Below are 24,238 nucleotides of genomic sequence, written 5' to 3' on the forward strand. Positions count from 1 at the left end.
TGTTTTGAGTATGCTGCATTTCACGAGGCGCTCACAACGCCGCCCACCTACTTACCGACTGAAACTTGTTGTGTTCATCCACCTGATCGTGATCGGCTGGCTCTACGTCGCCGTGATGATGGCCGTGGCCGAAGCCACCAACACCACGGGCACCGTGCTGGGCGCCATCTTCACATTTCTTTTGTACGGATTGGCGCCGGTGGCCTTGGTGGTTTACCTGATGGGAACACCGGGCCGGCGCCGCGCCATGAGGCAACGCGAGGCCGAGGCGCAGGAGGCGGCACGCCTGGCCGCCGCTGCGGCCGCGGATGCAGCGGCGGCCGCCAAAAAAGATTCAGACCTTCCAGACCAGGGCGGCGAAGCGCCCGCTGACGCCGTCCCGCCGGTGCGAAAAGAACCGTGACGGGTTGGTGACGGTGCACCAGCCGTCGCTGCCGTCGTTGCCATACACGGCATCCACGCCGGCCGCGCGCAAACGCTGGCGCGCGAGCGCGGGCAGGTCGGCGAGCCATTTGCCGGCCGCCGGGGCGGGTCGAAAGCAGCTTGCGGCCTCGGGCGCATGCGCCTCGAACGCAGCCTTGACCTCGGGCCCGACCTCGAACGCGCCGGGCCCGATGCAGGGGCCGAGCCACGCTATGACTTTGCTAGCGCCGCGCGGGGGTCCGGCCTCAGGCTCCGGCGTGAAGCACCGGGCGGTGGCTTCGAGTACGCCGCCGGCAAGGCCGCGCCAGCCGGCATGCGCCGCCGCCACGCGCCTGCCCGATCCGTCGGTGAAAAGCACGGGCAGGCAGTCGGCGACCATGATGGTGCAGGCCAGCCCGACCGTGGATGCGGTGCAGGCATCGGCCGCCGTGCCGTCGCGCACGACGCCCTCCGATTCGGCCTCATCGAGCGCCGCGACGCCGATGCCGTGCACCTGCTGCAGGAAGACCGGGCGCGCGCCGATGGCTTGCTCCAGGCGGTGGCGGTTCTCGGCGACGTCGTCGGCCAGGTCGCCCACGTGGTCGCCGAGGTTGAGGCTTTCGTAGCGGCCGCGCGAAACACCGCCCTGGCGCGTGGTGCACACGGCCCGTACGTTCGGTGGCGCCGGCCAGTCCGGCACGAGCCAGTGCGCGTCCATCATGGCGGGCCCGGCCACCCGGTCAGGCTTCCGCGTCGGGCGCTTGCGAGGGCTGGGCGCGCTGGAAGGCGTCGAGCTCCATGCAGGCCTCGTAGGCCGCCATCGTGCGCGGCAGGCCGCTGAAGTCGCAGTCGAAGCGCTTGCCGTTGAAGATCTGCGGCACCAGGCAGCAGTCGGCCATCGTGGGCGTGTTGCCGTAGCAGAAGATGCCGGCGGGTTGCAGCGCCAGCTGGCGTTCGAAGGCCAGCATGCCATCGCGCACCCAGTGCCGATACCAGGCATTCTTGGCGGCGTCGTCGAGCTTGAGTTCTTTCACCAGGTACTTGAGCACCCGCAGGTTGTTCAGCGGATGGATCTCGCAGGCAATCGACTGGGCAAGCGCGCGCACGTGGGCACGGCCGACCGGGTCGCTCGGCAGCAGCGGCGGCTCGGGGTTGGTCTCGTCAAGGTATTCGATGATGGCCATCGACTGCGAAAAGCGCTCGCCCTCGTCTTCGAGCAGCGGCACCAGCATGTCGGGCGAAATGGCCGAGTACGGGCCCGTGCGATGGTCGCCGCGGGCAATGTGCACCGGCACGTAGTCGTATTCCAGGCCCTTGAGATTGAGCGCAATGCGCACCCGGAAAGACGAAGAGGAGCGGAAGTAGTTGTGCAGCTTCATGATTCCAAGAGCATAGCGCTCACCGGCAGCCCCGGTCTGCCTCTGGCACACTGCCGTTTTTTCCTGTTTCGCTGAAAGGACAGACGCAATGGCTTCCGAGTTTGTTTTCGCCCCTCCCGCGGCCGTTTCCATTCCGGTGGTCGGACAGTCGGCCCGCTTTCCGGTGCACCGCATCTATTGCGTGGGCCGCAACTACGAAGATCACGCCAAGGAAATGGGTTTTACCGGCCGCGAACCGCCCTTCTTCTTCATGAAGCCAGCCGACGCCGCGGTGGTGGTCGATGCGGGGCAGACCGGCACCATCGCCTACCCCACCCTCACCAAGAACCTGCACCACGAGATCGAGCTCGTGGTGGCGATCGGCACCGGCGGCAAGAACATCAAGGCGGCCGATGCGCACAAGCACATCTTCGGTTACGCCGTGGGCCTGGACATGACGCGCCGCGATCTGCAGAACGACATGAAGAAGCAGGGCCGCCCCTGGGACATCGGCAAGAGCTTCGAGCAGAGCGCGCCCATCGGCCCGATCGTGCCGGTGGCGGCAGCGGGCGATGCCGAAAAAGCCGAGATCTCGCTGCAGGTGAACGGCACCGACCGCCAGCGCAGCACGGTCGCCAAGCTGATCTGGAACGTGGCCGAGACCATCGAGCATCTGTCGGCCGCCTGGGAGCTTCAGCCCGGCGACCTGATCTTCACCGGCACGCCCGAAGGCGTGGCCGCCGTGGTGGCGGGCGACACGCTGGTTGGCGAAGTGGCCGGCCTGCCCAAGCTGACCGTCAAGGTCGTCTGACCCTCTTACGTCACGCTTCATGATCCTGCGCGTACCCATCAAGCACTGCAAGAACTGCGGCACCGCAGTGGTCTACCGCGTCCCCGACGACGGCGACACCAAGGAGCGCGCGGTCTGCCCTGCCTGCAACACCATCCACTACGAGAACCCGTTGAACGTGGTGGGCACCATTCCCGTCCTGGGCGACAAGGTGCTGCTGTGCAAGCGCAACATCGAGCCGCGCTGGGGCAAGTGGACGCTGCCCGCGGGGTTCATGGAGCTTGGCGAAACCGCGGCACAGGGCGCGGCCCGGGAGACCGACGAAGAGGCCGGCGCCCACTACGAGATGCAGGGCCTGTTCGCAGTGATCAGCGTGGTGCGCGTGGGCCAGGTTCACCTGTTCTACCGCGCGCGTCTGCTGGACGACCGCTTCGATCCCGGCCACGAGACCATCGAGGCCCGGCTTTTCACCGAGGAAGAAATCCCTTGGGAAGAAATCGCCTTTCGCACCGTGCGCGAGGCGCTGGAGCACTTCTTCGAAGACCGGCGGCGCGGCAGCTTCGATCGCGTGCACGAACTCAGCATCGTTTGAACCGCATGACCCAGGCACCCCGCACCACCCCCATGACCACCTTGCTGCGCCGCGGCGCCCTCGCCTGCGGCCTTGCCCTGGGTGCGGGCTTGGCCGCTGTTACACACGCAGAAGTCGTGGGCGATGTCGACACCGCGTTCAAGCTCATCGGGCCCGACCACAAGATCGTGGTCGAAGCCTACGATGACCCCAAGGTCAACGGCGTGACCTGCTACGTCTCGCGTGCCAAGACGGGAGGCCTAGCCGGCGCATTCGGCGTGGCCGAAGACAAGTCGGAGGCCTCCATTGCCTGCCGCCAGGTCGGCCCGGTCAGCGTCACGCAGCCCCTGCCCAAGCGCGAGGAGGTTTACACCGAGCGGCTGTCGATTCTCTTCAAGCGGCTGCGGGTGGTGCGCATGGTCGACCCCAAGCGCAACACGCTGGTCTATCTCACTTATTCCGACCTGCTGATCGACGGCTCGCCCAAGAACAGCGTCACCGCCGTGCCCATCGACCGCGGCACTCCGATCCCGCTCAAGTAGCTTCCGCCGGGTCCGGCCGCACCGCCGCGCTGAGGGCGCTTTCGCGAGTTTGCTAGCATGCCCCGCGGCGGCTTGCCCGGCGCGCCGACCCGAAGGAACCCTCCGCAACGAAATCGTTCCAACAGAGCCATGCACCTTCAAGATCTAGCTTTTCGTACCGGCGCCGCGGTTCTCCTGGCGGCCGGCCTCGCAGCCTGCACCACCCCGCAGCCGCCCGCGCGGCCGGGCGTGTACATACCGCCGCCAGTCCAGCAGCCGCAGGCCATGTTCATCAGGCCCGCCAGCGGCACCACCATCGCCCGCTTCGACGGCGTGCGCAACAAGGGCCTGGACATTGCCGGAAATGCCGGCGACCCCATCGTGGCTTCGGCCGACGGCCGCGTGGTGTACGTGGGCGGCGAGCTGCGCAGCTACGGCAACATGGTCATCATCAAGCACAACGAGACCTTCCTCACTGCCTACGCCCACGCGCAAACCATCCTCGTGAAGGAAAACGCGGTGGTGCGGCAGGGCCAGAAGATCGCCGAAATGGGCAAGAGCGACGCCGACCGCGTGAAGGTGCATTTCGAGATCCGCAAGAACGGCACCGCCGTCGATCCCGAGCCCTACCTGAGCGGGCGCCTGCAGCAATAGCGCAGAACGCCCTTCAAAGCAGGCTCTCCGGCACCAGCGGAGCCAACAGCTCCAGCTTCCAGCGCGACCAGAAATCTGTTTCCGGCTCCACGTGCAGGATGGTGTCGGCCCCATCGCCCGACGCGGGATTCACCCATTCGATGCCGCCACGCGGGCCCAACTGCAGCTGATAGGCGCCGTCCAGGCGGATGAAACCGATCAGGCTGGTGAGTTGCTGCGCAATCTGGGGGCTGAAGATGAAGATCCCGATCTCGGTGTTGTGCAGCATCGAGCGCGGATCGAAGTTCATCGAGCCGATAAAGACGATGTTGCGGTCGACCACGGCCGACTTTCCGTGCAATCGTCCGCTCGCCGAGCCGTAGATGCCGAAGCGCTTGGTTTCCTCGACGCGCTTGGGGCTCAGCTCGTAGAGTTCCACGCCCAGGCCCAGCATCTCGGGCCGGTAGCGGCGGTAGCCGATGTGCACCAGCGATTCGTCCGTGGCCGCCAGCGAATTGGTGACGATGGTGTAGCTCACGCCCCGTTGCCGCACGAGGCGCATCGTCTCCATGCCGCCGCGACCCGGAATCAGGTAGGGCGTCGTCTGCAGGATGTTCTGCTGCGCGCCGCGCAGGTATCGCCGCACGTTGTAGAGCACGCTGTCGGTCGATTCGTCGGCCGGCAGCCCGCGGGCCTCGTCCGTGGGCCCCAATGCCTTGGCGGGGGCGTCGGCATACGCTTCGGCGCGCGCCCAGACAAGCGACAACACGCCCTCGTCCAGATCCTTGGCGAGCGCGTTGTTCCCAAGCAGGTCGGTGGAAACGATGGGCTCGGGATGCAGAGTGTCCGGCCCTCCGGTCAGTTGCTCGAAGCGTTCGCGCAGCTGCTGCGGCGTGCCGCCGGTCGAGACCAGCGATTCGACGGGATACACATAGGGGCTGTTCCAGTACATGTCGAACAGCGACGAGAGCCGCGGCACGACGGTGCCAGCCACCAGCGTGTCGATGTCGATGAAGTTGGAGCCGCCATCGCGCAGAAAGTATTCATTGGCGATGTTGCGCCCGCCCATCACCGCCATGGTGTTGTCCACCACGAACAGCTTGTTGTGCATGCGGCGATGCACGCGGTCGAAGTCGAGCAGTGACGACGCCCAGCGCGTGCCCAACCGGCCGCGCCCGGCCGGGAACGGATTGAACATCCGCACTTCCACGTTCGGGTGCGCCGCGAAGCCCGCGAACAACGGGTCGGCACCGGCGGTGTAGAGGTCGTCCACCAGGAGGCGCACGCGCACACCGCGCTCTGCCGCATCGCGCAGCGCACGCAGCAGGTAGCGACCGGTTTCGTCGTTCTGCACCAGGTAGTACTGCACGTCGATGGAGCGCTGAGCGCGGCGCGCGAGCTCGATGCGCGCATGCAGCGAATATTGCGGCATCGGCAGCAGCCGGAAGCCGCTCAGCCCCTGCCCTGGCGGCGACGCCGCGGTGACCATTCGCCCCAGCTCCGTGTCGGCGCCATCCGTGATTGCCATCGACGGCTTGCGTTCCACCCCCGCCGGTAGGCCGGCGCAGCCGGCCAGGAACAGCAAGGCAAGGCCAAGCAGCAGCCACAGCTGCCGTTGAGCCCAGGAGCGGCGGAAGCCGACGTTGACGGCCATCTCTGAAATTTGCGGGATTAGGTGTTCTGACATCGGGTCGATGCGGTGCGCGCAGCGCGCAGGGTGGCCGGTTTCTACCATGAGCCAGTCGAAGCCGCGCGCATGGAGTCTTCCTACACCATCGGCAAAGCCAAGCTGACGCACGCGCCATTGCCGCCGCGCCACATTGACCCGACGAATCGAAGCAGGCCGGCATTTCCGGATGCCGGGCGTGTGCCACTCAGCGAGGTATGCGGATGACGAAGAAGAAGAACAGCAACAACGGATTGCTGGCGCGCCTTGGCGGCAAGCTGACGATGATCGGCTTCGGCTCCATCGGCCAGGCGCTGCTGCCCGTGCTGCTGCGTCATTTCGATCTCAAGGCTTCGGACATCAAGATCGTGAAGGCAGGCGAAGACCGCAGCGGGCTGGCAAAGAAGCTGGGGGTCGAGGTCATTCCCACCCGGCTCGAAGAAGGCAATTTCGCCGCCGTGCTCGAGCCGCTGCTCGGCAAAGGCGACTTCCTGGTCAACCTGTCGGTCGATGTCTCCAGTCTTGCGCTCATCAAGCTCTGCCGCGAGCGCGGGGTCTTCTATCTCGACACCTGCAACGAGCCTTGGGATGGCCGGTACGACGACCCCGGCCTCCCTCCTTCGCGCCGTTCGAACTACAGCCTGCGCGAGGAGCTGCCGGCCTGGCGCCTCGACAAGCGCAGCGGACCCACGGCAATCATCACGCAAGGCGCCAACCCCGGCGTGGTGTCGGCGCTTGTCAAGCAAGCGCTGCTGAATATCGCGGCCGACACGCATGCCGAACTCGAGTCGATGCCCACCAGCTACGAGGATTGGGCCGCGCTCGCGCAGCAGCTCGAGATCAAGGTGATTCACATTGCCGAACGCGACACGCAGGTCGCCCGCCAGCGCAAGCAGAGAAACGAATTCGTCAACACCTGGTCGATACGGGGCTTCGTCGACGAAGGACTTCAACCCGCCGAGCTGGGATGGGGCACGCACGAGCGACATTGGCCGGCCGATGCGGCGCGACACGGCTTCGGCAGCGACGCGGCCATCTATCTGAGCCGCCCGGGCATCGGCACGCGAGTTCGCAGCTGGACGCCGCTCGAAGGTCCCTACCACGGCTTCCTGGTCACGCATGCCGAATCGATCTCGATTGCCGACCACCTGACGCTGCGCAAGGACGGCGAGGTGCTGTACCGCCCCACGGTGCACTATGCCTATCACCCCTGTGACGACGCCGTGCTCTCCCTGCACGAACTGGCGGGAAAGAACTGGCAGCTGCAACACCATCAGAGAATCGTGCGCGACGAAATCGCCGAAGGCATGGACGAACTCGGCGTGCTGTTGATGGGCAACCCCAAGGGCGTCTATTGGTATGGCTCGCGACTCACCATCGAACAGGCGCGCGAACTCGCGCCTGCCAACAGCGCCACCAGCCTGCAGGTGGTGGCCGGCATCCTGGGCGGCATGGTGTGGGCGCTGCGCAATCCCGATGCGGGGCTGGTGGAGCCGGACGACCTCGACCACCGCGTGGTGCTTGAAGCCGCCATGCCCTATCTGGGAGAAGTGGTGGGCGTGTATGGCGACTGGACGCCGCTGAAGGACCGCTGTCCGCTCTTCAAGGAGGAAATGGACAGTGAAGATCCGTGGCAGTTCCTCAACTTCCGGGTGACGTGATTGCTGTTGCGCAAGGAACTCGGCGTTGTCGAGAATTCATACTACGAAGCCAGCGTGCAGCGGGCGACGCGGTTCGAGGCCACACGCCCGCTCGAAGGCATTGCCACTGCCGACGTGTGCGTGGTGGGCGGCGGGCTGGCGGGGCTCTCGGCGGCGCTCGAACTTGCCACGCGCGGCTTTGCCGTGGTGCTGCTCGAAGCCCAGCGCGTCGGCTGGGGCGCTTCGGGCCGCAACGGCGGACAGGTGATCGTCGGCTTCGGCTCTGACGGCGAAGAAGCGATTGAAGACCAGTTTTCGCCCGAAGACGTGCGCCGTGCCTGGAGCATCTCGGTCGAAGGGCTGGATCTCATGCAGGAGCGGATTGCGAGCTACGCGATCGACTGCGACTGGCAACCCGGCTATCTGAACCTTTCGGTCAAGCCGTCCAAGTCGCGTGCGCTTCGCGAATGGATGGACCACGTGCACCGCGTGCACGGCTATCCGCTCCGATGGCTGGGGCCCAAAGACGTTGCGGAGTGCGTGGCCAGCGAGCGCTTCGACGCCGGCACTTTCGACGCGCGCTCAGGCCATCTGCATCCGCTGAAATATTCGCTGGGCCTTGCGGGCGCCGCGCGCGCCGCGGGTGCCCAGCTGCACGAAAACTCGGCCGCGCAAGTGATCGAGCGCGGTCCCCGCCCCATCGTCAAGACCGCGCAGGGCGAGGTGCGGTGCAGCTACGTGGTGCTGGCCGGCAATGTCTACCTCGCCGAATACGGGGACGACGTGGCACCCGAGGTGTCGTCGCGCATCATGCCCGTGGGCACCTACATGATCGCCACCGAGCCGATGGACAAGGCACGCGCGGATTCGCTCATGCGAGGCAGGCCGGCGGCATCGGACACGAACTTCGTCCTCGACTATTTCCGCCTGAGCGCGGACCATCGTCTGCTGTTCGGCTCGGGCGACAGCTACAGCGCGAGGACGCCGCGCAACCTGATCGAAAAGATCCGCAAGAGCATGCTTGCGGTTTTTCCCCAACTGTCGGATCTGGGCGTCGACCACGCATGGGGCGGCTTCGTCGACATCACCATGAACCAGGCGCCGGACTTCGGGCGCATCGGAGGCAACATCTACTACCTGCAAGGCTTCTCCGGCCATGGCCTGGCGCTCACCGGCATGGCGGGCAAGCTGGCGGCCGAGGCCATTGCGGGACAGGCGGAACGCTTCGATCTTTTCGCGCGCATCGGGCACCACTCCTTTCCCGGCGGCACCATGCTGCGCACCCCTGCGCTGGTGCTGGGAATGATGTATTACCGCCTGCGGGATCTTCTGTAGAACGTTCGCGTTCTCCCTTTAGTCGTCGCCCGCCACCAGCACGCCAAGTTCGCGTGCCGGATGCCGATGCTTCGCGAGCGCCGCGACGAAGGCCTTGAGGGCCGACTCGAAATTCTCCGCGCCGGCGCGCAGCACGCCCGGATCCGGATCGCCCGAAGGCAGGGCCTCGGGAATTTTCGCTTCGGCCAAAAGGACGGCGGACGCGCCGAGCGCAAGAATCGTCTTGCCGTGTTGGAACTGATCCTTGATGAACGGCTCGGTGTGGAGATTGGCGGAGAGAAGCTCCACGCCGCCTGCTCCATCGGGCAGCACGAGCGCGTCGAACAGGAAGCCGGGTTCGTTCTCCATCGAGGCATCGGCTTCCATCGTCTCGCCCTCGGCCGTGCGGAACGGGCCTATACGCGGACCCACCAGCCGGCCCACGGCGCCTTCGGCCAGCAACGCCGCCTGGATGGCCGCAATCTGCTCGCCCTGTATGCCATCCGCCACCAGCAATGCCACCTTGCGCGTTCGCACCGATCCGTCGCCGGGCCGCGCCATCAGCGAGAGTGAAGGCGAGCGCGTCACTTCCGGCTTCACGGGCTGCTCGAGTGCCATGGGCAGCGCGGGCGGCAGCGGCATGCCCAACCCCTCGGCCACCTGCTGCGCCAGCAGCGGCGATGCGTTGACGAGGCTCGCCACCATGCGTTCGCGCACGGCAGGCACGGTGCATTTCGAGAGCTCGAAGCGAAACGCGGCCGCGATGTGCGCCTGCTCGGTCGGCGTCTGGCTGTCGAAGAAAAGCCTGGCCTGCGTGTAGTGATCGGCAAATTTCTCGGGTTTGCCGCGCACCTTGTCCTGCTCCACGCGCTGGGGAAAGGTCATGAAGCCCGCCGAAGCGCCGGCCTGGAATGGACAGCCGCCGCCCAGCGAGTTCGGCTCGTAGGCCGAACGCCCTCGATGGACGGCCTGGCGGTGCATTCCGTCGCGCTGGTTGTTGTGCACCTGCGCCATCGGCGCGTTGATCGGCAGCTCATGAAAGTTCGGTCCGCCCAGCCGCGTGATCTGCGTGTCGACATACGAGTGGATACGCCCCGCGAGCAGCGGGTCGTTGGTGAAGTCGATGCCCGGCACCACGTGCGCGGCACAGAACGCCACCTGCTCCGTCTCGGCAAAGAAATTGTCGGGATTGCGGTTGAGCACCAGGCGGCCTACCGGCGTGAGCGGCACCAGTTCTTCCGGCACGATCTTGGTGGCGTCGAGCACGTCGAAACTGAAGGCATCGGCCTCTTCCTCGGTGAAGATCTGCAGGCCAAGTTCCCATTCCGGAAACTCCCCGGCCTCGATGGCCTCCCACAGGTCGCGGCGATGAAAGTCGGGGTCGGCACCCGAGATCTTCACCGCCTCCTCCCACACCAGCGAATGGGTTCCGAGAACAGGTGTCCAGTGGAACTTGCAGAACACGGAATCGCCGGCTTCGTTCACCAGCCTGAAGGTGTGCACGCCAAAGCCTTGCATCATGCGAAAGCTGCGCGGAATGGCACGGTCTGACATCGCCCACATCAGCATGTGGGTCGACTCGGGCATGAGCCCGACGAAATCCCAGAAGGTGTCGTGCGCGCTGGCGGCCTGCGGCATCTGGTGATGCGGCTCGGGTTTCACGGCGTGGACGAGATCCGGGAATTTCATCGCGTCCTGGATGAAGAACACCGGCATGTTGTTGCCCACCAGGTCCCAGTTGCCCTCGTCCGTGTAGAACTTGACGGCGAAGCCGCGCACGTCGCGCGCGGTGTCCTTGGAGCCACGCTCGCCCGCCACGGTGGAAAAGCGCACGAAGACCGGTGTGATTTTTCCCGCTTCGCGCAAAGGGGCAGCCTTGGTGAACTGCGGAATGCCTTCGTAGCACTCGAAAAAGCCGTGGGCGCCCGAGCCGCGCGCATGCACGATGCGCTCCGGAATGCGCTCGTGGTCGAAGTGGGTGATCTTTTCGCGAAGAATGAAGTCTTCCAGCAGCGCGGGGCCGCGCAGTCCGGCCTTCAGCGAGTTCTGGTTGTCCGCGATGGGCACACCCTGATTGGTGGTGAGCCGTTGGCCACCCGAGTCCACGCGCACCCTGTCAAGGGATTCGATGGTGGCGTTCAGGCCCGGCATGGCCATGCTGCCGGTCTTCTCCGAACCGATCTCTTCCGAGAGCGTGCTGGCGGTTGCCGCCGACGACAGCGGCTCAGCTGTCTGGCCGGCCTGGGGGCGAAGCGCGTTGTCGTGTCCATGCTCCAGCGGCTTGTTCGCGTTGAAAGGCATCGAAGCCGCAAGCGCCTGCGCGTGCGCGGCTTTTTGCGATGGTGGGTCGGGCGGTAAACCGCCCGGCAGGTTCGCGGCGCCGCTGTCGGTATTGCGGGCGGCTGCCGCAGCGCTGGTGGTGGCGCGGTCGGAACCGGGAGGCAGCTTCGAGGTTGGCATGAAAACTCCATTCAATGACTAGCGTCGGTGTCGCAGCAACAGGGCGAGTTCTCAGGCGCGCGCATGCCAGCGCCGGTGGCCGGAGCGCCGTGCCAGCAAGAGCCCGGCTGCGGCCAGCCCGACCATCGCGATGGCCGCGGTGTTGCCTGAAGCCGCGCGGCCCATGTCCAGAGCGATCTCGCCGGAGCGCGGCCCGGCAAGCTGCAGCCGGCGCTTGGTCATCTGCGCGCCCATTTCGCCGAGCTTGTCGGCCAGCAGCTTCTCGGCCGCGGGCAGCAGAATCGTTTCTTCGTCCGCGACGTGATGCATCACGTCCCGCATCAGCGACGACAGAGTCTCGTCGTAGTCGCGCGCTTCGGGCTCCATGGTGCGCAGCAGGCTGATGAGGCGGCGCATCTCCGAATGCTCGTCGCGCGCCTTCGTGATTCGTTCGTCCTCGCAGACCTTGCTCAACTCGGGATAGAAGATTTCTTCTTCGAGCTGCGCATGAATTTCGAGTGCGGTGCAGATGGTGTTGACCAGTCCCTTTTTCACGCGGGACGGCGCACTTGCCTTGTACTGGTGAAAGGTGGAAAGCACGTGCGTGTGGTCCAGGCGAATCATGTTGGTCGCCGTGGGAAACAGCCGGGAAACGATATTTGTCATGGTGAGCTCCAAGGCGAAGAGGGAAAAAAGGGCGCCCGGCCGATGCCGGCCGGGCGTCGGGATCAACGGCCAAAGGCCGGCTCGGGCCTCCCGCTCAGGCGGCCACGCCCGTGACCTCTTCCATCAATTCTTCCTTGCGCATTGCAAGCTGCTCGCGCATGGCCATCAGGTCCAGGCTCTTGGCTGCGCGTGCCTTGACGAAGATCTCGTTGCGCTCTTCCTTCACGTGGTGGTCGATGTACTCGCCCAGCACGATGACCTTGGCGTCGAACTTGTCGTCCACGTCGGTGGCCGATTCGATCTGCGCGATCAGTTCCTTGGCGGTGCCATGCTCGACTTCGGCCTCGTCCAGCAGATCGGTTTCGCTGATCGCCTCGCGCAACGCCGGGTAGAAAATTTCTTCCTCGATCTGCGCGTGAACGGTCAGCTCGGTACAGATCTGGTTGGCAAGCTCGCGCTTCTTCTGCTGCGCATTGGCAGCTCGCGAATGAGTCAGTTCCTCATATTCCTTGAACATCTTCTTGACGTTGCGGTGGTCCGTGTCGAGAAGGCTGCAGGCGTCGGGTGCTGCGCGCTTGGTGGAGGTGGGCATCGTGGGCTCCGGTTGGGTTGATGGAAGCTGAACGATGAAAGGACTGCAAATCCCGCGACGTAGGAAAGCTCCTTGAGTGCACGTAGCACGGCGCACTACCCGCGCGCCGCGCTCCCGCCAGGCCTACCCGCGCCCGCGCTGCGCCAGCAGGCAGCCGGCCGCCAGCCCCACGGCGAAGAGGCCGTAGACGATGCCCATCGAGCGTTTCGAAAGGTGATGCTCGAAACCCGGCGTGAGCCGGCGCGGGGTGATCGTGTAGTCGACCGCGCAGGCCACCGCCGAGGCGGCACCGGCACTGGCAAGCGCCGCGGGCACCGACTGCGCCGGGTGGCGGCTCGCATGCAGCCAGGCATAGAGCAGCGCCCAGAAGATGGCGCTCGCATGGTGCGTGGCATAGCCAATCGCGGTGTACTTGAGCGTGGGTTCGCGCACCGCGAAGGCCTGGTCGCCCCACAGCCAGTGGCTGGTGGCGTTGGTGGGCGCCACCATGCTGCCGGCATCGCGGCGGCCGCACAGCATCAGCGCCCCGGTGGAAGCAAAGCTTGCCAAGGTGCCGGCCACCAGGCCGGTTCGCAGCACTTGCAGCCGGCGCTGGTTTGCACTCTTCATAGGGCCTCCTACGCAGGACTCGCGGCCACGGGCCGTGTCATGGCGCCGGTCGCTCTGGCGCCGATGGTCATCTCGGTCATCCAGGAAACGAGCAGTTGCCCGTAGGCTTGGCGGTGCGCCTGTTTCGAAAGCGCATGGTCGGCGTCGGAGAGAACCCTGTACGTTGCGGAGCGCACGCGCTTGAACGCACCCAGGTAGTTCTCGATCACCGGGTGCGGCACGATCTGGTCGTGCTCCGATTCGACGATGAGCACGTCGCCCGTGAACGCCTCGCATGCGGCCAGCGCGCGGTTGTCGCGCGGGCCGACCAGCGTGCGCCTGTAGGCCACGAGATCGGGCCTGCTCAATTGCCCCTTGGGGGCCAGCCATTCGCGGTCCCTGTAGAGCGCCGGCGCACGCAGCGCGAGCCAGCGCACCGGCCGCATGGCACTGACCAGCGCCGCCAGGTATCCGCCGTAGCTGCTGCCGACGATGGCAATGGCACCGGGGTCGACGGTCGGGTGGCTGATGAGCGTGTCATAGGCCGCGAGCACGTCGCGCAGGTTGTCCTCGCGGGTGACCTCCTGGCGCAGCGAGGCATGGCGCGCGTGGCCGCGGAGGTCGAAGGTCAGGCAGACGCAGCCGAGCGCGGCAATTTCGTGTGCGCGCGCGATGTACTGCTCCTGGCTGCCATCCCAGCCGTGGACCAGGAGAACGCCGGGCACCATGGTGGAGGCGGCAACCAGCGTTCCGGCAATGTGCTGACCATCTACGGATATGTCTATGAAGTTATGTCGGGTCGCTGTCATACGGCTTTTGCAATGCGTATTTGGTGAGGTGTCCTGTCTGTTTGTCGATACCGCGGTAGTGCACCTTTGCATCGGCCGGGATCGGCGCTTCCGCACCATACGCCTCGAAGCAGGAAACGCGCACCCGGTCGAGCGCCGGGTCGCCCCAGAAGAGTTCGAGCGCGACCATTTCCGCTCCCGTCGCGCCGCCGACGCGCCACGACTGCTCCAGCACGCCCGAACGCCAGGTGCCGCCCGCACCCACACCCTGCGCCACGTCGTAGTTCACGCGCGAGGCAAAGAAGCCCGGGAAGCAGTCGATCACCGCCTGGTTATAGTGCCGCGCCTGCTCGATGGCCAGGCACAGCGCCGGTGGCGGGCTGCTCATCGCCAGCAGCGCATCGAAGTTGCCCCGCACGAGCGTCAGGTCGGAGCCGCCATAGACGCTCTGCCCGTCGTTGCCTCGTGTCATGCGCTGGCGGCCGTAGTAGCTCATGATCAGGCGGTCGACCAGCACCTGCCCCACGCTGTAGGTCTCGGGGTTTTCGAGGTTCTCTTCGAGCACCACGCCATGGAGCGCAATCTCGCTCTCTTCCATGGCTGCAAGGCAGCGGTCCAGCGCATCGGCGTCGGTGACCATCGTCTGGCCCCGCCCACCGGTGGCGCACACGGGCTTGACGCGCACCGGGCCGTTTTCCAGCAGCTGGCGCCCGGCCCATCGCGCGTCCTCGAGCGAGAACGCCGAGAAGCCGTCGAGCACCGCATCCGATACGGCGGCGGCAAAGGCCGGCGCCCATCCCTCGGGACAGGCGGCCGCGCGGCCGGCCAGCGGATGCGTGATGGCCTTGGTGGCGACGAAAGGATACGGAACCACGCCGCCGAACAGGTCGTGCAGCGTCGAGATGCCGAGCGAGTGCGCCAGTTGCGTACTGGAGATGGTGTCGCTCGGCACGAAGTACAGCGGCGTGTTCTCGTGGGCGCGCGACGCGTCGTATTCGCCGGCAAAGCGGAACTGCTTCATCGCTGCCAGCCGCTGCGCAAAATTGCTGCGCGTGGCGCGTTCATGATCACTGGCGTAGGCCTCTGGATCCGCACTCCAGACCACGACGCTGCCGCCGGTGCTCTTCAGAATCGTGTCCACGACGGCGACTCCTGAACCGAAAAGGGTGTCCATGGGATCGGCCCCGGTGTCAGCGGTTCGGGCCGATACCGGACAACGCGCCGGCGACGATGGCAAAGGGCCGGCTGAGATCGGTCGTTTTCATCGGGGCAGCTCCTTGTGAACGGTGGCTGTGGCGCAGGGTGGCAATCCGTGCATGTCGATGGGTCCGGCTCCTGCGCTTGGGGCGGGGCCTGGTTTTTTTGAATTTACTGCAGCAAGCGGCGGCCGTCATCCTCGCCGCCATGGTCGAGCAGCTTTCGTCCCGGCGGAGCGGGATAACGCGCGTCGTCGTGAAAGCGGCCTCCTACGCCGCCCGCCCCGCCATCCAGCGATATCCGGCGCATACTTCATTGCGTTGCAAACCAAGGACCCACATGCCCGCTCCATCCACCCCGGAGTCCCGCGCGCTCGCCAAGCTGGCGTGGGAGGCCGCCTGGGAACGGCTGGGCAATGCGCTGCAGCCGCCGCCCGGCTATCCCGCAGCAACGGCCGAGCAGATTTCCGAGTGCTTTCACGTGGCGCAGGCGCGGCTCGACGAGATGCGCGCAGCGTTCGGCGTGCCCGACGAACGGTGAGCGGCCGTCCACCCCGGTCCTGACCGATGCGCATGGCGGCGACTTTCGCCGCGACGCGCGGCTTTCCTACGGCCCCGGCGCCGGCCTTTGGGAATCGTGGAGTCTCCCCTCACAGAGACCCCGGTTCATGGCGCCTTCCCAGCCTCCCGTGCTTGCACCCATTCCCGCAGCCGGCCATACGGCTCTGCTGATCATCGACATGATCAGTTGCTGGGATTTTCCCGACGCCGAGAAGCTCTTGCCGGGTGCGCACGCCATCACCGGGCGGATTGCAGCTCTGAAGGCACGTTGCACGCGCGCCGGCGTGCCCACCATCTACGTCAACGACAACCGGGGGCGCTGGCGCTCGGATTTTCCAGGCCTGGTGGAACTGTCGCTGGCCTCGGGAGGTGCCGGCGCCGAGATCACTTCAGCGCTCCTGCCCGAGGAGCAGGACTATTTTGTCCTCAAACCGAAACAGTCGGCCTTCTTTGCCACCCCGCTGGAACTGCTGCTCGCCTATCTGAAAGCCACCCGGCTGATCGTGACCGGCGTGGCAAGCGATCAGTGCATCCTGGCCACCGTGGCCGATGCGGGCATGCGCGACTTGGAAGCCGTTGTTCCGCGCGACTGCGTGGCGTCGCAGACGCCTGCGCGCAATCAGCGTTTTTTGCGTCAGGCGGAGGAAGCGCAGCGAATCTCCACCACGCCCGGCTCACGCATACGCCTGCCTGCGAAGCGCTGAAAAACCGGCAAACGTCTCGCTCAGGACGCCCCTCCGCCAGCGGGCCCGCTTGCCGCGGACTGCTTCGAGCGGTCCGGTTCGGCCGGCTGAGAAATGATGTTGAGCGTATCGCCCGCTTTGCCGGCGTCACCCTTCGCCGCCGCGTCGCCGAGCGAGAGCATTCCCACCAGCCTTCGGTCGCCATCGACCACCGGCATGCGGCGAATCTGGTAGCCGGCCATTTCGTCCATCACCGTTTCGACGTTGTCGCTGTCGGTGCACCACTTGACGTCCTTCGACATCACGTCGGACACCGCAGTCTCCAGCGAAAGCTTCTGCGCCACCACGCGAAGAACGATGTCGCGATCAGTCACCATTCCCATCAGCCGCTGGCCGTCGCACACGGGAACGGAGCCGATGTCCAACTCGTCCATGGCCTGGGCGGCCAGCGCCACCGAGTCCGAGGGCGACAGGGTTCGAACGCCACGGGTCATCAGTTCGGATACGCGAGTCATTGGGAATCTCCTGGGTTCGTTTACTCAACCACTGCGATGCTCGGCGTTGCGCTTGCGGGTGGCGGCCGCTTTCTTGGCCGAGGCCGAGCGCTCGGCGGCGGTGCGCGATGCCGCCGCAGCGCCGCCCTTGTGCCCGCCCTTGCGCGAAGGCGCGTGGTTTTCGGCCTTGCCGCGGCCGCTGCCGCTCTTCTTGCCGCCGCCGGTCTCGGCATTGACCGTGGCCCATGCGCGCTTCTCGGCTTCGGCCTTGCCCACGCCGCGGTGTTCGTAGCCTTCCTCGATATGTTCGGCCTTGCGTTTCTGCTTGTCCGTATAGGACGACTTGTCACCTCTTGGCATCGTTGCTCTCCTGAAGTGTGAAAGGGATTTCATCCTGCACCGCCCACTCGCGACGGGGGTCGGAAGACACAGGACCTGTGCGTCGGAGCAGTCTGGCGGGGCGAAAGCTGCACGCGTCCGGAGCGCCCCGATGTGGGATTGCGCCGACGGGTCCTGAGGCCGAATGCACGACACCCGGCCCCCTCGCACGCGCGGAATATCCGGTTGCAGGTGGCCGCCCTCGCCGCCGCCGAAGGGCGCATATGAACCTGTCCGATCTGTTCTCCCCCGACCAGCCGCTGCTCGAGATGGTGGTCCGCGGCAGCGTCATCTACTGGTTCCTGCTGATCGTCTTCCGCTTCGTGCTGCGGCGCGACGTGGGCTCGATGAGCATGGCCGACCTGCTGTTCATCGTGCTGGTGGCCGATGCGTCGAGCAATGCCATGCAGGGCGAATACCGGTCCGTCACCAACGGCATCGCCCTCCTGGGCACTCTGATCGGATGGAACTACCTGCTGGACGTGCTCGCCTACCGCTTCGAAAAGGTCGCCGCTTTTCTCGAGCCGCCGGCCGAACCGCTGGTGAGGCACGGCAAGTTCGTCACGCGCACGCTGCGCAAGCAGCGCATCACCGTCGAAGAGGTGCTGGCAAAGCTGCGCGAAGAAGGCATCGACGACTTGAGCGTGATCAAGATTGCGCGGCTGGAGGGCGACGGAAAGGTCAGCGTGATCCGCAACGACTAGCTTCCGGGAGCCTTGATGCCGGCGCGGGCTTTCGATTCTTCCGCGCTGGCGCGTGAAAGGCATTCGGCCTTGTCCCCGCCTTGGCGGTCGTTGCACTTTTCGACGGCGACCTCGTAGTTCACCGCTGCTCTCGTTTCCGCGAGCCGGCGGGCATTGGCGTCGCTTGGATTGCGCTGCTGGTCAAGTTCGGCCAGGGCAATTTTTTCGCGGCCCTGGGCTTCCTTGATGCAGACGATCCTGCCCGGTCCGGCCAATGCCTCGCACTGGCCCAAAGCCACCTTGGAGGTGGCGCCGATCCGTCCCCGGGCGGCGCTGTATTCGACGAGAGCGGGGTCGATCTCGGCCGGATGCGGCGGCGCGGTCTGAGCTGCCGCTGGAGGCACGGCCGAGCACACGACCCACATGGCAACGAACAACGCGTGAAGCTTTTGCATGGCGATCTCCTGTAGATCCGCGTTCAGGCAGTGTGCGCCCCGCACCAGCCCGCCCGGTAGGACGGGGCGCATCGCCGGCGGCGGCGGGTGCCGACGACCTGCAGGCCACAGGACAGCGCCACGCCGAAGCGTCGGCATGTGCTTACGGCCGCTTCGCGAAGCGTCCTACCGATGCCAGGCCGCTGGCTTCTATATTGGCTTCGACGCCGGAGTCTCCGTTGCAAGAAAAACCACCGTGCGTCCAGGAGATCACACCATGAAGAAACTGTTATTGATGTGTGCCGCAGCTTCCTGCCTGACCGTCGTTCAGGTGCATGCGCAAGTGAACCCCCCGCCTCCGACCGCGGCCGATCCGGCGATTGCCGAATTCAAGGCTGCCCGCGACAAGATCGAGGCCGACTACAAAGCCGCCAAGGCTGCCTGCGATGCAATGAAGGACAACGCCAAGGACGTCTGCATGGAAGAAGCCAAGGGCAAGGAAAAGATTGCCAAGGCCGAACTCGACCAGAAGCAGAAGCCCAGCGACGGAAACGCTCGCAAGGTCGCCGAAGCCAAGGTGGAAGCCTCCTACAAGGTCGCCAAGGAAAAGTGCGACGACCTCAAAGGTGACGCCAAGAACGCTTGCGTGAAGGAAGCCAAGGCCGACGAGGCAAAGGGCAAGGCCGACATCAAGGCAATGAAGAAATAATGAATGGTAGGAAGAACCGACGCTCCAAAGACGAAACGGTGAAGCGATTGCAGACGCTCGCCATTTCGGAAGCCCTGCGCGCCCACCTGTCGGCGGAAAACCTCCTGGCCCTCAATTCGCACGGCCAGGAGGTTCTTCACGGCCTGGACTTCGAAGAATCGCAGCTTCTCGTGGACTGCAGCGATCGGCCTCCGGCGGACGCATCCTTGCAGCAGCGATGCGCTGAGCTCGTCATCAGGCACGAGCGGGCTCGGCTGCGGATTGCCACGGTCGACGACGAGCGCACCGCCGCCAAATACTAGCGATGTAGTAGCACTACCGCAGTGTCGCAAGGTACGCGGCGATGTCGCGTGCGTCTTGCTCCGTCACGCCCATTTCCGGCATTGCCGTGAGGCGGTCCACCTCATGCGTATGTCGCAGCCAGCGCACCATGTTGTCCGGCGTGTTGGCGAGTTTTCCCGCGATGAGCGAGCGGCCACCGATGCCGGCGAGCGGCGGTCCCACGTTGGGGGACGAACTCGTGACGCCCGGAATCGTGTGGCAGGCATTGCACGCGTATTGAAAAAGCGCCTGCGCGCCGCGCCGAACATCGCCTGCGTGCACCGGCGCCGCCCCGGGTGCGGCCCCGCATGCGGCCGGCGCACCCGCTGCACCCGTCGGTTCCACGCGCGTCGCTTGCGCATATTGCTGCGGCGTGAGATCGGGCAGGCGCGCGAGGAACGCTACCACTGACCACAGCTCTTCGTCGGACATCCTGAACTCCCACGCCGGCATGCCGCTCATCTTGATGCCGTGCCGGGTGATCCAGTACAGCTCGCGCGGTTTCCAGTGGTGGCGCGCATCCACCAGCGGGCCCGGCAGGGGTTGCATGCTCTTTCCGATGTCACCCTGGGCCACGCCCGGTGCGCCGTGGCATTGCACGCATTTGTCGCGAAAGCACGCCGCGCCGCGCAGCACGAGTTGCTCGTCGTCGAGCCGCGGCGTCTCGATGTTGCGGGCGCGCAGCTTCACCGATTGGTGCATGGCCGTTTCGAGCAGCGAATGGACCGGCTGCGTGTGCTGCTCCGTTGCGGCCACGTTGTACAAGCCGCCATACACCACCAGCGCGCCCGCCGCCGCGCCTGCAAGGCCCAGCGCGGCAACGGTGAGAAGAACGGTCTTCGGCGCACCCATCGGCAGCAATCAATTGGCGGCATTGTCCGACGCGCACCGGCGCTGCCGTGTCGGCGCAAGCCGCGTTCCGGTCCGCAGAATCGCGGCATGGTGGCCGTCTCGTCGTACCGCGCTGTCTGCCCGTTCGCTTTGCTGGCGCTGGCGGTGCTCGCGGGCGGCTGCACGCCGGACGAACAACACCTTCGCGCCCCCTCCGCCCAGCGCGAACGCGGCCGGCTTCTGCTGGCCCAGTACCAGTGCGGCAGCTGCCACACCATTCCCGATGTGCAGGCCGCGCGCGGGCGCACGGGCCCCACGCTCGCGGCCTTCGGGCGCCGCAGCTACATTGCCGGGCACGTGCCCAACGGGCCCGAGCACCTCGCGCGCTGGATCGTGGCGCCCGCCGCACTGGTGCCCGGCACCACCATGCCGGCCATGGGCGTGTCGCCTGAGGATGCGCGCGACATCGCGGCCTTCCTGCTCGCCCTCGAATGACGGCGATGACTGCCGCGGGGCCGCCCCAATCTGCCCTGCGGGCCGCGGGCCCCGTCGCGGAAACGCTGCTCGAAGTGAGCGGCGTGCTGGCCGTGGGCGGGACGCTGATCTTCGCCGCGGTGATGGTGCTGCTCGCCCTTGCCGTTCGCCGCCGCAGCGGCGGTGCTGTCGACACCCGCTGGTGGATCATTGGCGGCGGCCTCGTGTTTCCGGCGGTGGTGCTTGCGGCGCTCTTCGCCTACAGCGAATGGCACCGGCCGCCGTGGAAGCCCGTTCCGCCGCCGAACGCGCTGATCGTCGGGATCACGGGCCACATGTGGTGGTGGGAGGTGCGCTACCGCGACCCCGCCACCGGGGCCGAGGTGGTCACGGCCAATGAGATCCGCATTCCGGTTGGGCGGCCCGTGTACTTCGGCCTTGGCAGCGCGGACGTGATCCACAGCTTCTGGGTGCCGTCGCTCGGCGGCAAGATGGACATGCTGCCCGGCCGCGTGCAGCACCTGCAACTGCAGGCCGATCAGCCCGGCACATGGCGCGGACAGTGCGCCGAGTATTGCGGCGAGCAGCATGCGCGCATGGCGCTGCACGTTGTGGCCGAAGCGCCAGCCGCATTCGATGCCTGGCTTGCGGCAGTGGCGAGGCCCGCCGTTGCATCGGTGGCATCGCCCGAGATCGAGCGTGGCCGCGAGGCCTTTCTGGCGCACCGCTGCAACGCCTGCCACACGGTGCGCGGCGTGAGCGAAGAAAGCCGCCTCGGGCCCGACCTCACCCACGTCGGAAGCCGGCTGCACCTGGGCGCCGGCACTGTGCCCAACGAGCCCGCGCAACTCGCGGCATGGGTAGCCCACACGCAGCAGATGAAGCCCGGCACGCGCATGCCTTCGTCGGGCGAACGCATCGCGGACGCAGACCTGCAATCGATCGCCGCCTGGCTCACGCAACTGAAGTAGATGACGCAAGCCCTCGACCACGTCTCGAACCCGCCGCCGCGCCCCGCCGGCGAACGCGAGGCGCTCGAGCGTGCATGGCGCCCGCCCACCGGCTGGCGGCAGTTCTCGGCAGTGAACAACACGCGCATCGGGGTTTTCTACATCGGGACGGCGATGCTCTTCTTCGTGCTGGCGGGCATCCTGGCGCTGATGATGCGCACGCAGCTCGCCGTGCCCGACAACGGCCTGATCGACGCACGCACCTACAACCAGCTCTTCACGATGCACGGCACCGTGATGATGTTCTTGTTTGCGGTTCCCATCGTCGAAGCGGTGGCCATCTATTTGCTGCCGGGCATGATCGGCGCGCGCGACCTGCCGTTTCCGCTGCTTTCGGCCTACGCGTTCTGGGCCTATGCCATCGGCGGAATCGCTTTTTTCTGCACCATCTTCTTCGGCGTATCGCCCGATGGCGGCTGGTTCATGTATCCGCCACTCACCAGCAAGGAGTTTTCGCCCGGGCGCGGTGCCGACTGGTGGCTGCTGGGCATCGGGTTCATCGAGATCTCGGCCATTGCCGGCGCCATCGAGCTGATCGTGGGCATTCTCTTCACGCGCGCGCCCGGCATGACGCTCGCGCGCATGCCCATCTTCGCCTGGGCCATGCTGGTGACCGCGATGATGATTGCCATCGCGTTCCCGGCCGTGATTGCCGCCACCATGCTGCTGGAGCTGGAGCGCGCGTTCGACTGGCCGTTTTTCATTCCCGCACGCGGCGGCGACCCGCTGCTGTGGCAGCACCTGTTCTGGTTCTTCGGCCACCCGGAGGTCTACATCATCTTCCTGCCCGCGGCCGGCATGGTGTCGATGATGGTGGCCACACTCGCGGGCACGCCGCTGGTGGGCCACCGCGCGGTGGTGCTGGCGCTCATCGGCGTGGGCGCGGTGAGCTTCGCGCTATGGGCGCACCACATGTTCACCGCCGGCCTGGGCAACCTCTCATTGCTGGTGGTGTCGGCCGCGAGCTTCATCGTGGCCATTCCCAGCGGCGTGCAGGTATTCGCATGGATCGCCACCTTGTGGCGCGGGCGCGTCGTGCTCAATGCGCCGACGCTGTTCCTGCTCGGCTTTCACTTCATCTTCGTGCTGGGCGGCCTCACCGGCGTGATGGTGGCGGTGTTGCCGTTCGACTGGCAGGCGCACGACAGTTACTTCATCGTCGCGCACCTGCACTACGTGCTCATCGGCGGCATGGTGTTTCCGGTGTTCGCGGGGTTCTACTACTGGGCCCCGCTCTTCAACGGACACTGCCTTTCGGAGCGCTGGGGCCGCTGGGTGTTCGGGCTCATGTTCGGCGGCTTCAACCTTGCGTTCTTCCCCATGCACCTTGCCGGCATGCTCGGCATGCCGAGGCGCGTGTACACCTATGGCGGCGACCTGGGCTGGAACACGCTCAACATGCTGTCGACCGTCGGCGCCTACACCCTGGCGGCTGGCGTGCTGCTCTTCTTGGTCGATGCGTTTCGCACGCTGCGCCAGCCCTCGCGCGACCACGGCGACCCGTGGCGCGCGGGCACGCTCGAATGGCTGCCGTCGCGCGAATACGGCGCGCGCAGCATCCCGCAGGTGGATTCGCGCTACCCGCTATGGCGGCAACCCGGCTTGCCGCAGGCGGTCGATGCCGGCCGGCACTGGCTGCCGGGCACGGTGTTCGGCGGCCGCGAAACGCTGGTGACCAGCTGGCGCGATGCCCGCCCGATGCACCTGCTGCGCCTGCCGACGGACAGTTGGTGGCCGTTGGCGGCAGCCGCGGGAACGGCGGGCTTCTTTCTTCTTCTCACCGTCTCTCACACCCTGCCGGCCTTTGCATGCGGCGTGATCGCGGTGGCGTGCATCCTGCGCTGGCTCTGGGATTCCGACCGTCCGCCGCCGGCCGCCGTGGTCGACGTGGGCCATGGCCTGCGCCTGCCGGTCGGCGCGCAGGGCCGGGCATCGCATTCATGGTGGGCCATGATCGTGTTGATTGCGGTGGACATGACGATCTTCGTGTCGCTGCTGTACACCCACGTGCACCTTGCCATGGCGAGCGACGTGTGCCCACCGCCCGGCGCCACGCTGCCGGCTGCGCGCTGGCCGCTGGGCGCGGCGCTGCTGCTCGCGGCGGGCTCCGCCGCCATGGTGCTGGCCACGCACGCACTGCGCACGGACAATGCGCGCCGGCAGCGCTTGCTGCGCCTGCTCATGGCGCTGGCCATGGCCTTTGCAGCCGCCTCGGCAGCGCTCGACATCGGCGGCCATCTGCTGGCCGGGCTCGACCCGCGCGCGCAAGGCTGGAGCGCATCGGTCGGCATGCTGCTGGGCTACCAGGCGTTCCACATCGCCGTGCTGCTGCTGATGGGTGGCTACGTGCTGGTGCGCTCGTGGTCCGGCCGGCTGCAGCCCGCAGCCCGCGCAACGATCGACAACACCGGGCTGATGTGGCACTGCGTGACCGCGCAAGGGATCCTGGCGGCGCTCACGGTGCAACTGGTGCCGCGGCTACTGGGTTAGGCGCCA

Annotated in this window: 28 protein-coding genes; 15 read left to right on the top strand and 13 right to left on the bottom strand. The window is 66.4% G+C overall.

Translation table 11 applies throughout. From position 1 onward, the window contains the following. The first annotated feature begins 70 nt into the window (after window positions 1-70). Entirely contained in the window at window positions 71-403 is a 333-nt protein-coding gene (locus BLR24_RS01265; protein WP_093011457.1) for a hypothetical protein, read from the top strand. On the opposite strand, the gene pgeF is transcribed toward BLR24_RS01265, so the two are convergent. Next, window positions 335-1,120 carry a peptidoglycan editing factor PgeF gene (gene pgeF, locus BLR24_RS01270; protein ID WP_175543168.1) on the bottom strand — a complete coding sequence of 262 codons (786 nt, stop codon included), beginning with the start codon at window positions 1,118-1,120 and terminating at the stop codon, window positions 335-337. The two genes, BLR24_RS01265 and pgeF, sit on opposite strands and share 69 nt — an antisense overlap. A 22-nt stretch (window positions 1,121-1,142) precedes the next feature. Further along, window positions 1,143-1,781 (bottom strand): maleylacetoacetate isomerase, encoded by a 639-nt coding sequence (gene maiA, locus BLR24_RS01275; RefSeq protein ID WP_093011463.1) that lies wholly within the window; start codon window positions 1,779-1,781, stop codon window positions 1,143-1,145. Window positions 1,782-1,869: 88 nt separating this feature from the next. On the opposite strand from maiA, the gene BLR24_RS01280 reads away from it, so the two are divergent. The 4 genes from BLR24_RS01280 to BLR24_RS01295 all read left to right on the top strand — a co-directional run bounded on the left by BLR24_RS01280 (window position 1,870) and on the right by BLR24_RS01295 (window position 4,296). Next, entirely contained in the window at window positions 1,870-2,571 is a 702-nt protein-coding gene (locus tag BLR24_RS01280; protein WP_055804494.1) for a fumarylacetoacetate hydrolase family protein, read from the top strand. 19 nt (window positions 2,572-2,590) lie between these two features. Then, the gene (locus BLR24_RS01285; protein ID WP_093011466.1) at window positions 2,591-3,142 is read left to right on the top strand and encodes an NUDIX hydrolase; all 552 of its coding nucleotides are present in this window, start codon (window positions 2,591-2,593) and stop codon (window positions 3,140-3,142) included. 5 nt (window positions 3,143-3,147) lie between these two features. After that, entirely contained in the window at window positions 3,148-3,663 is a 516-nt protein-coding gene (locus BLR24_RS01290) for a CreA family protein (protein ID WP_093012718.1), read from the top strand. 129 nt (window positions 3,664-3,792) lie between these two features. Continuing rightward, the gene (locus tag BLR24_RS01295) at window positions 3,793-4,296 is read left to right on the top strand and encodes a murein hydrolase activator EnvC family protein (protein ID WP_093011469.1); all 504 of its coding nucleotides are present in this window, start codon (window positions 3,793-3,795) and stop codon (window positions 4,294-4,296) included. A gap of 13 nt (window positions 4,297-4,309) precedes the next feature. Here the strand turns inward: BLR24_RS01295 and BLR24_RS01300 are convergent, their stop codons facing one another. Then, window positions 4,310-5,929 carry a phospholipase D family protein gene (locus BLR24_RS01300; RefSeq protein ID WP_093011472.1) on the bottom strand — a complete coding sequence of 540 codons (1,620 nt, stop codon included), beginning with the start codon at window positions 5,927-5,929 and terminating at the stop codon, window positions 4,310-4,312. Between the two features lie 236 nt (window positions 5,930-6,165). Here BLR24_RS01300 and BLR24_RS01305 point away from each other — a divergent pair, with 236 nt between their 5' ends. Next, a complete protein-coding gene (locus BLR24_RS01305; RefSeq protein ID WP_093012722.1) occupies window positions 6,166-7,602 on the top strand; it encodes a homospermidine synthase in 1,437 nt (478 codons plus the stop codon). Then, a complete protein-coding gene (locus tag BLR24_RS01310; protein ID WP_093011475.1) occupies window positions 7,603-8,916 on the top strand; it encodes an NAD(P)/FAD-dependent oxidoreductase in 1,314 nt (437 codons plus the stop codon). It abuts the gene before it with no gap. Between the two features lie 18 nt (window positions 8,917-8,934). On the opposite strand, the gene BLR24_RS01315 is transcribed toward BLR24_RS01310, so the two are convergent. The 6 genes from BLR24_RS01315 to BLR24_RS01340 all read right to left on the bottom strand — a co-directional run bounded on the left by BLR24_RS01315 (window position 8,935) and on the right by BLR24_RS01340 (window position 15,109). Then, entirely contained in the window at window positions 8,935-11,355 is a 2,421-nt protein-coding gene (locus tag BLR24_RS01315; RefSeq protein ID WP_093011478.1) for a catalase, read from the bottom strand. A gap of 51 nt (window positions 11,356-11,406) precedes the next feature. Beyond that, window positions 11,407-12,000: a hemerythrin domain-containing protein gene (locus tag BLR24_RS01320; RefSeq protein ID WP_093011481.1), complete on the bottom strand. Its 594-nt coding sequence runs from the start codon at window positions 11,998-12,000 to the stop codon at window positions 11,407-11,409. A gap of 94 nt (window positions 12,001-12,094) precedes the next feature. Further along, window positions 12,095-12,592: a hemerythrin domain-containing protein gene (locus BLR24_RS01325; protein ID WP_093011484.1), complete on the bottom strand. Its 498-nt coding sequence runs from the start codon at window positions 12,590-12,592 to the stop codon at window positions 12,095-12,097. 123 nt (window positions 12,593-12,715) lie between these two features. Next, on the bottom strand, window positions 12,716-13,201 hold the full coding sequence (locus tag BLR24_RS01330; RefSeq protein ID WP_093011487.1) for a hypothetical protein: 486 nt from the start codon (window positions 13,199-13,201) through the stop codon (window positions 12,716-12,718). A gap of 8 nt (window positions 13,202-13,209) precedes the next feature. Beyond that, complete coding sequence (locus BLR24_RS01335; protein ID WP_093011491.1) at window positions 13,210-13,989, bottom strand: alpha/beta hydrolase family protein; 780 nt, start codon at window positions 13,987-13,989, stop codon at window positions 13,210-13,212. Then, complete coding sequence (locus BLR24_RS01340; RefSeq protein WP_254787121.1) at window positions 13,970-15,109, bottom strand: DUF3182 family protein; 1,140 nt, start codon at window positions 15,107-15,109, stop codon at window positions 13,970-13,972. Before BLR24_RS01340 ends, BLR24_RS01335 begins: the two co-directional genes overlap by 20 nt. A 395-nt stretch (window positions 15,110-15,504) precedes the next feature. Between BLR24_RS01340 and BLR24_RS01345 the strand changes: the two genes are divergently transcribed. Beyond that, entirely contained in the window at window positions 15,505-15,705 is a 201-nt protein-coding gene (locus tag BLR24_RS01345) for a hypothetical protein (protein ID WP_093011497.1), read from the top strand. 148 nt (window positions 15,706-15,853) lie between these two features. Next, complete coding sequence (locus tag BLR24_RS01350) at window positions 15,854-16,429, top strand: cysteine hydrolase family protein (RefSeq protein ID WP_254787122.1); 576 nt, start codon at window positions 15,854-15,856, stop codon at window positions 16,427-16,429. Window positions 16,430-16,449: 20 nt separating this feature from the next. Here BLR24_RS01350 and BLR24_RS01355 read toward each other — a convergent pair whose 3' ends face one another. Both BLR24_RS01355 and BLR24_RS01360 read right to left on the bottom strand, forming a co-directional pair. Then, window positions 16,450-16,923, bottom strand: coding sequence for a CBS domain-containing protein (locus tag BLR24_RS01355; RefSeq protein WP_093011503.1), 474 nt, complete (start codon window positions 16,921-16,923; stop codon window positions 16,450-16,452). Window positions 16,924-16,947: 24 nt separating this feature from the next. Further along, window positions 16,948-17,262, bottom strand: coding sequence for a plasmid stabilization protein (locus tag BLR24_RS01360; protein ID WP_093011506.1), 315 nt, complete (start codon window positions 17,260-17,262; stop codon window positions 16,948-16,950). 242 nt (window positions 17,263-17,504) lie between these two features. Between BLR24_RS01360 and BLR24_RS01365 the strand changes: the two genes are divergently transcribed. Further along, on the top strand, window positions 17,505-17,984 hold the full coding sequence (locus BLR24_RS01365) for a DUF421 domain-containing protein (protein WP_093011509.1): 480 nt from the start codon (window positions 17,505-17,507) through the stop codon (window positions 17,982-17,984). On the opposite strand, the gene BLR24_RS01370 is transcribed toward BLR24_RS01365, so the two are convergent. After that, entirely contained in the window at window positions 17,981-18,418 is a 438-nt protein-coding gene (locus BLR24_RS01370; protein WP_093011512.1) for a hypothetical protein, read from the bottom strand. The genes BLR24_RS01365 and BLR24_RS01370 overlap by 4 nt on opposite strands. A gap of 256 nt (window positions 18,419-18,674) precedes the next feature. Between BLR24_RS01370 and BLR24_RS01375 the strand changes: the two genes are divergently transcribed. Both BLR24_RS01375 and BLR24_RS01380 read left to right on the top strand, forming a co-directional pair. Continuing rightward, window positions 18,675-19,106 carry a hypothetical protein gene (locus tag BLR24_RS01375; protein ID WP_093011515.1) on the top strand — a complete coding sequence of 144 codons (432 nt, stop codon included), beginning with the start codon at window positions 18,675-18,677 and terminating at the stop codon, window positions 19,104-19,106. 38 nt (window positions 19,107-19,144) lie between these two features. Beyond that, complete coding sequence (locus BLR24_RS01380) at window positions 19,145-19,408, top strand: hypothetical protein (RefSeq protein ID WP_093012725.1); 264 nt, start codon at window positions 19,145-19,147, stop codon at window positions 19,406-19,408. Window positions 19,409-19,421: 13 nt separating this feature from the next. Here the strand turns inward: BLR24_RS01380 and BLR24_RS01385 are convergent, their stop codons facing one another. After that, window positions 19,422-20,279 (bottom strand): c-type cytochrome, encoded by an 858-nt coding sequence (locus tag BLR24_RS01385; protein WP_254787123.1) that lies wholly within the window; start codon window positions 20,277-20,279, stop codon window positions 19,422-19,424. A gap of 87 nt (window positions 20,280-20,366) precedes the next feature. On the opposite strand from BLR24_RS01385, the gene BLR24_RS01390 reads away from it, so the two are divergent. From BLR24_RS01390 to BLR24_RS01400, 3 genes are read left to right on the top strand one after another with little or no spacing between them, the layout of a single operon-like run. Further along, complete coding sequence (locus tag BLR24_RS01390; protein ID WP_093011522.1) at window positions 20,367-20,753, top strand: c-type cytochrome; 387 nt, start codon at window positions 20,367-20,369, stop codon at window positions 20,751-20,753. 5 nt (window positions 20,754-20,758) lie between these two features. Next, complete coding sequence (locus tag BLR24_RS01395; RefSeq protein WP_093012728.1) at window positions 20,759-21,703, top strand: cytochrome c oxidase subunit II; 945 nt, start codon at window positions 20,759-20,761, stop codon at window positions 21,701-21,703. Further along, window positions 21,704-24,232, top strand: coding sequence for a cbb3-type cytochrome c oxidase subunit I (locus tag BLR24_RS01400; protein WP_093011526.1), 2,529 nt, complete (start codon window positions 21,704-21,706; stop codon window positions 24,230-24,232). The last annotated feature ends 6 nt before the right edge of the window (window positions 24,233-24,238 follow it).

Source organism: Variovorax sp. OV700 (assembly GCF_900099805.1).
GTDB lineage: Bacteria > Pseudomonadota > Gammaproteobacteria > Burkholderiales > Burkholderiaceae_C > Variovorax.

What these genes read in the sequence shown, in the direction of transcription:
- BLR24_RS01390 (WP_093011522.1), top strand. Translation starts at nt 20,367, where the DNA reads ATGGTGGCCGTCTCGTCGTACCGCGCTGTCTGCCCGTTCGCTTTGCTG.
- BLR24_RS01395 (WP_093012728.1), top strand. Translation starts at nt 20,759, where the DNA reads ATGACTGCCGCGGGGCCGCCCCAATCTGCCCTGCGGGCCGCGGGCCCC.
- BLR24_RS01385 (WP_254787123.1), bottom strand. Translation starts at nt 20,279, where the DNA reads ATGGGTGCGCCGAAGACCGTTCTTCTCACCGTTGCCGCGCTGGGCCTT.
- BLR24_RS01365 (WP_093011509.1), top strand. Translation starts at nt 17,505, where the DNA reads ATGAACCTGTCCGATCTGTTCTCCCCCGACCAGCCGCTGCTCGAGATG.
- pgeF (WP_175543168.1), bottom strand. Translation starts at nt 1,120, where the DNA reads ATGGACGCGCACTGGCTCGTGCCGGACTGGCCGGCGCCACCGAACGTA.
- BLR24_RS01320 (WP_093011481.1), bottom strand. Translation starts at nt 12,000, where the DNA reads ATGACAAATATCGTTTCCCGGCTGTTTCCCACGGCGACCAACATGATT.
- BLR24_RS01375 (WP_093011515.1), top strand. Translation starts at nt 18,675, where the DNA reads ATGAAGAAACTGTTATTGATGTGTGCCGCAGCTTCCTGCCTGACCGTC.
- maiA (WP_093011463.1), bottom strand. Translation starts at nt 1,781, where the DNA reads ATGAAGCTGCACAACTACTTCCGCTCCTCTTCGTCTTTCCGGGTGCGC.
- BLR24_RS01325 (WP_093011484.1), bottom strand. Translation starts at nt 12,592, where the DNA reads ATGCCCACCTCCACCAAGCGCGCAGCACCCGACGCCTGCAGCCTTCTC.
- BLR24_RS01330 (WP_093011487.1), bottom strand. Translation starts at nt 13,201, where the DNA reads ATGAAGAGTGCAAACCAGCGCCGGCTGCAAGTGCTGCGAACCGGCCTG.
- BLR24_RS01345 (WP_093011497.1), top strand. Translation starts at nt 15,505, where the DNA reads ATGCCCGCTCCATCCACCCCGGAGTCCCGCGCGCTCGCCAAGCTGGCG.
- BLR24_RS01335 (WP_093011491.1), bottom strand. Translation starts at nt 13,989, where the DNA reads ATGACAGCGACCCGACATAACTTCATAGACATATCCGTAGATGGTCAG.
- BLR24_RS01355 (WP_093011503.1), bottom strand. Translation starts at nt 16,923, where the DNA reads ATGACTCGCGTATCCGAACTGATGACCCGTGGCGTTCGAACCCTGTCG.
- BLR24_RS01300 (WP_093011472.1), bottom strand. Translation starts at nt 5,929, where the DNA reads ATGGCCGTCAACGTCGGCTTCCGCCGCTCCTGGGCTCAACGGCAGCTG.
- BLR24_RS01290 (WP_093012718.1), top strand. Translation starts at nt 3,148, where the DNA reads ATGACCCAGGCACCCCGCACCACCCCCATGACCACCTTGCTGCGCCGC.
- BLR24_RS01280 (WP_055804494.1), top strand. Translation starts at nt 1,870, where the DNA reads ATGGCTTCCGAGTTTGTTTTCGCCCCTCCCGCGGCCGTTTCCATTCCG.
- BLR24_RS01400 (WP_093011526.1), top strand. Translation starts at nt 21,704, where the DNA reads ATGACGCAAGCCCTCGACCACGTCTCGAACCCGCCGCCGCGCCCCGCC.
- BLR24_RS01360 (WP_093011506.1), bottom strand. Translation starts at nt 17,262, where the DNA reads ATGCCAAGAGGTGACAAGTCGTCCTATACGGACAAGCAGAAACGCAAG.
- BLR24_RS01295 (WP_093011469.1), top strand. Translation starts at nt 3,793, where the DNA reads ATGCACCTTCAAGATCTAGCTTTTCGTACCGGCGCCGCGGTTCTCCTG.
- BLR24_RS01370 (WP_093011512.1), bottom strand. Translation starts at nt 18,418, where the DNA reads ATGCAAAAGCTTCACGCGTTGTTCGTTGCCATGTGGGTCGTGTGCTCG.
- BLR24_RS01315 (WP_093011478.1), bottom strand. Translation starts at nt 11,355, where the DNA reads ATGCCAACCTCGAAGCTGCCTCCCGGTTCCGACCGCGCCACCACCAGC.
- BLR24_RS01285 (WP_093011466.1), top strand. Translation starts at nt 2,591, where the DNA reads ATGATCCTGCGCGTACCCATCAAGCACTGCAAGAACTGCGGCACCGCA.
- BLR24_RS01305 (WP_093012722.1), top strand. Translation starts at nt 6,166, where the DNA reads ATGACGAAGAAGAAGAACAGCAACAACGGATTGCTGGCGCGCCTTGGC.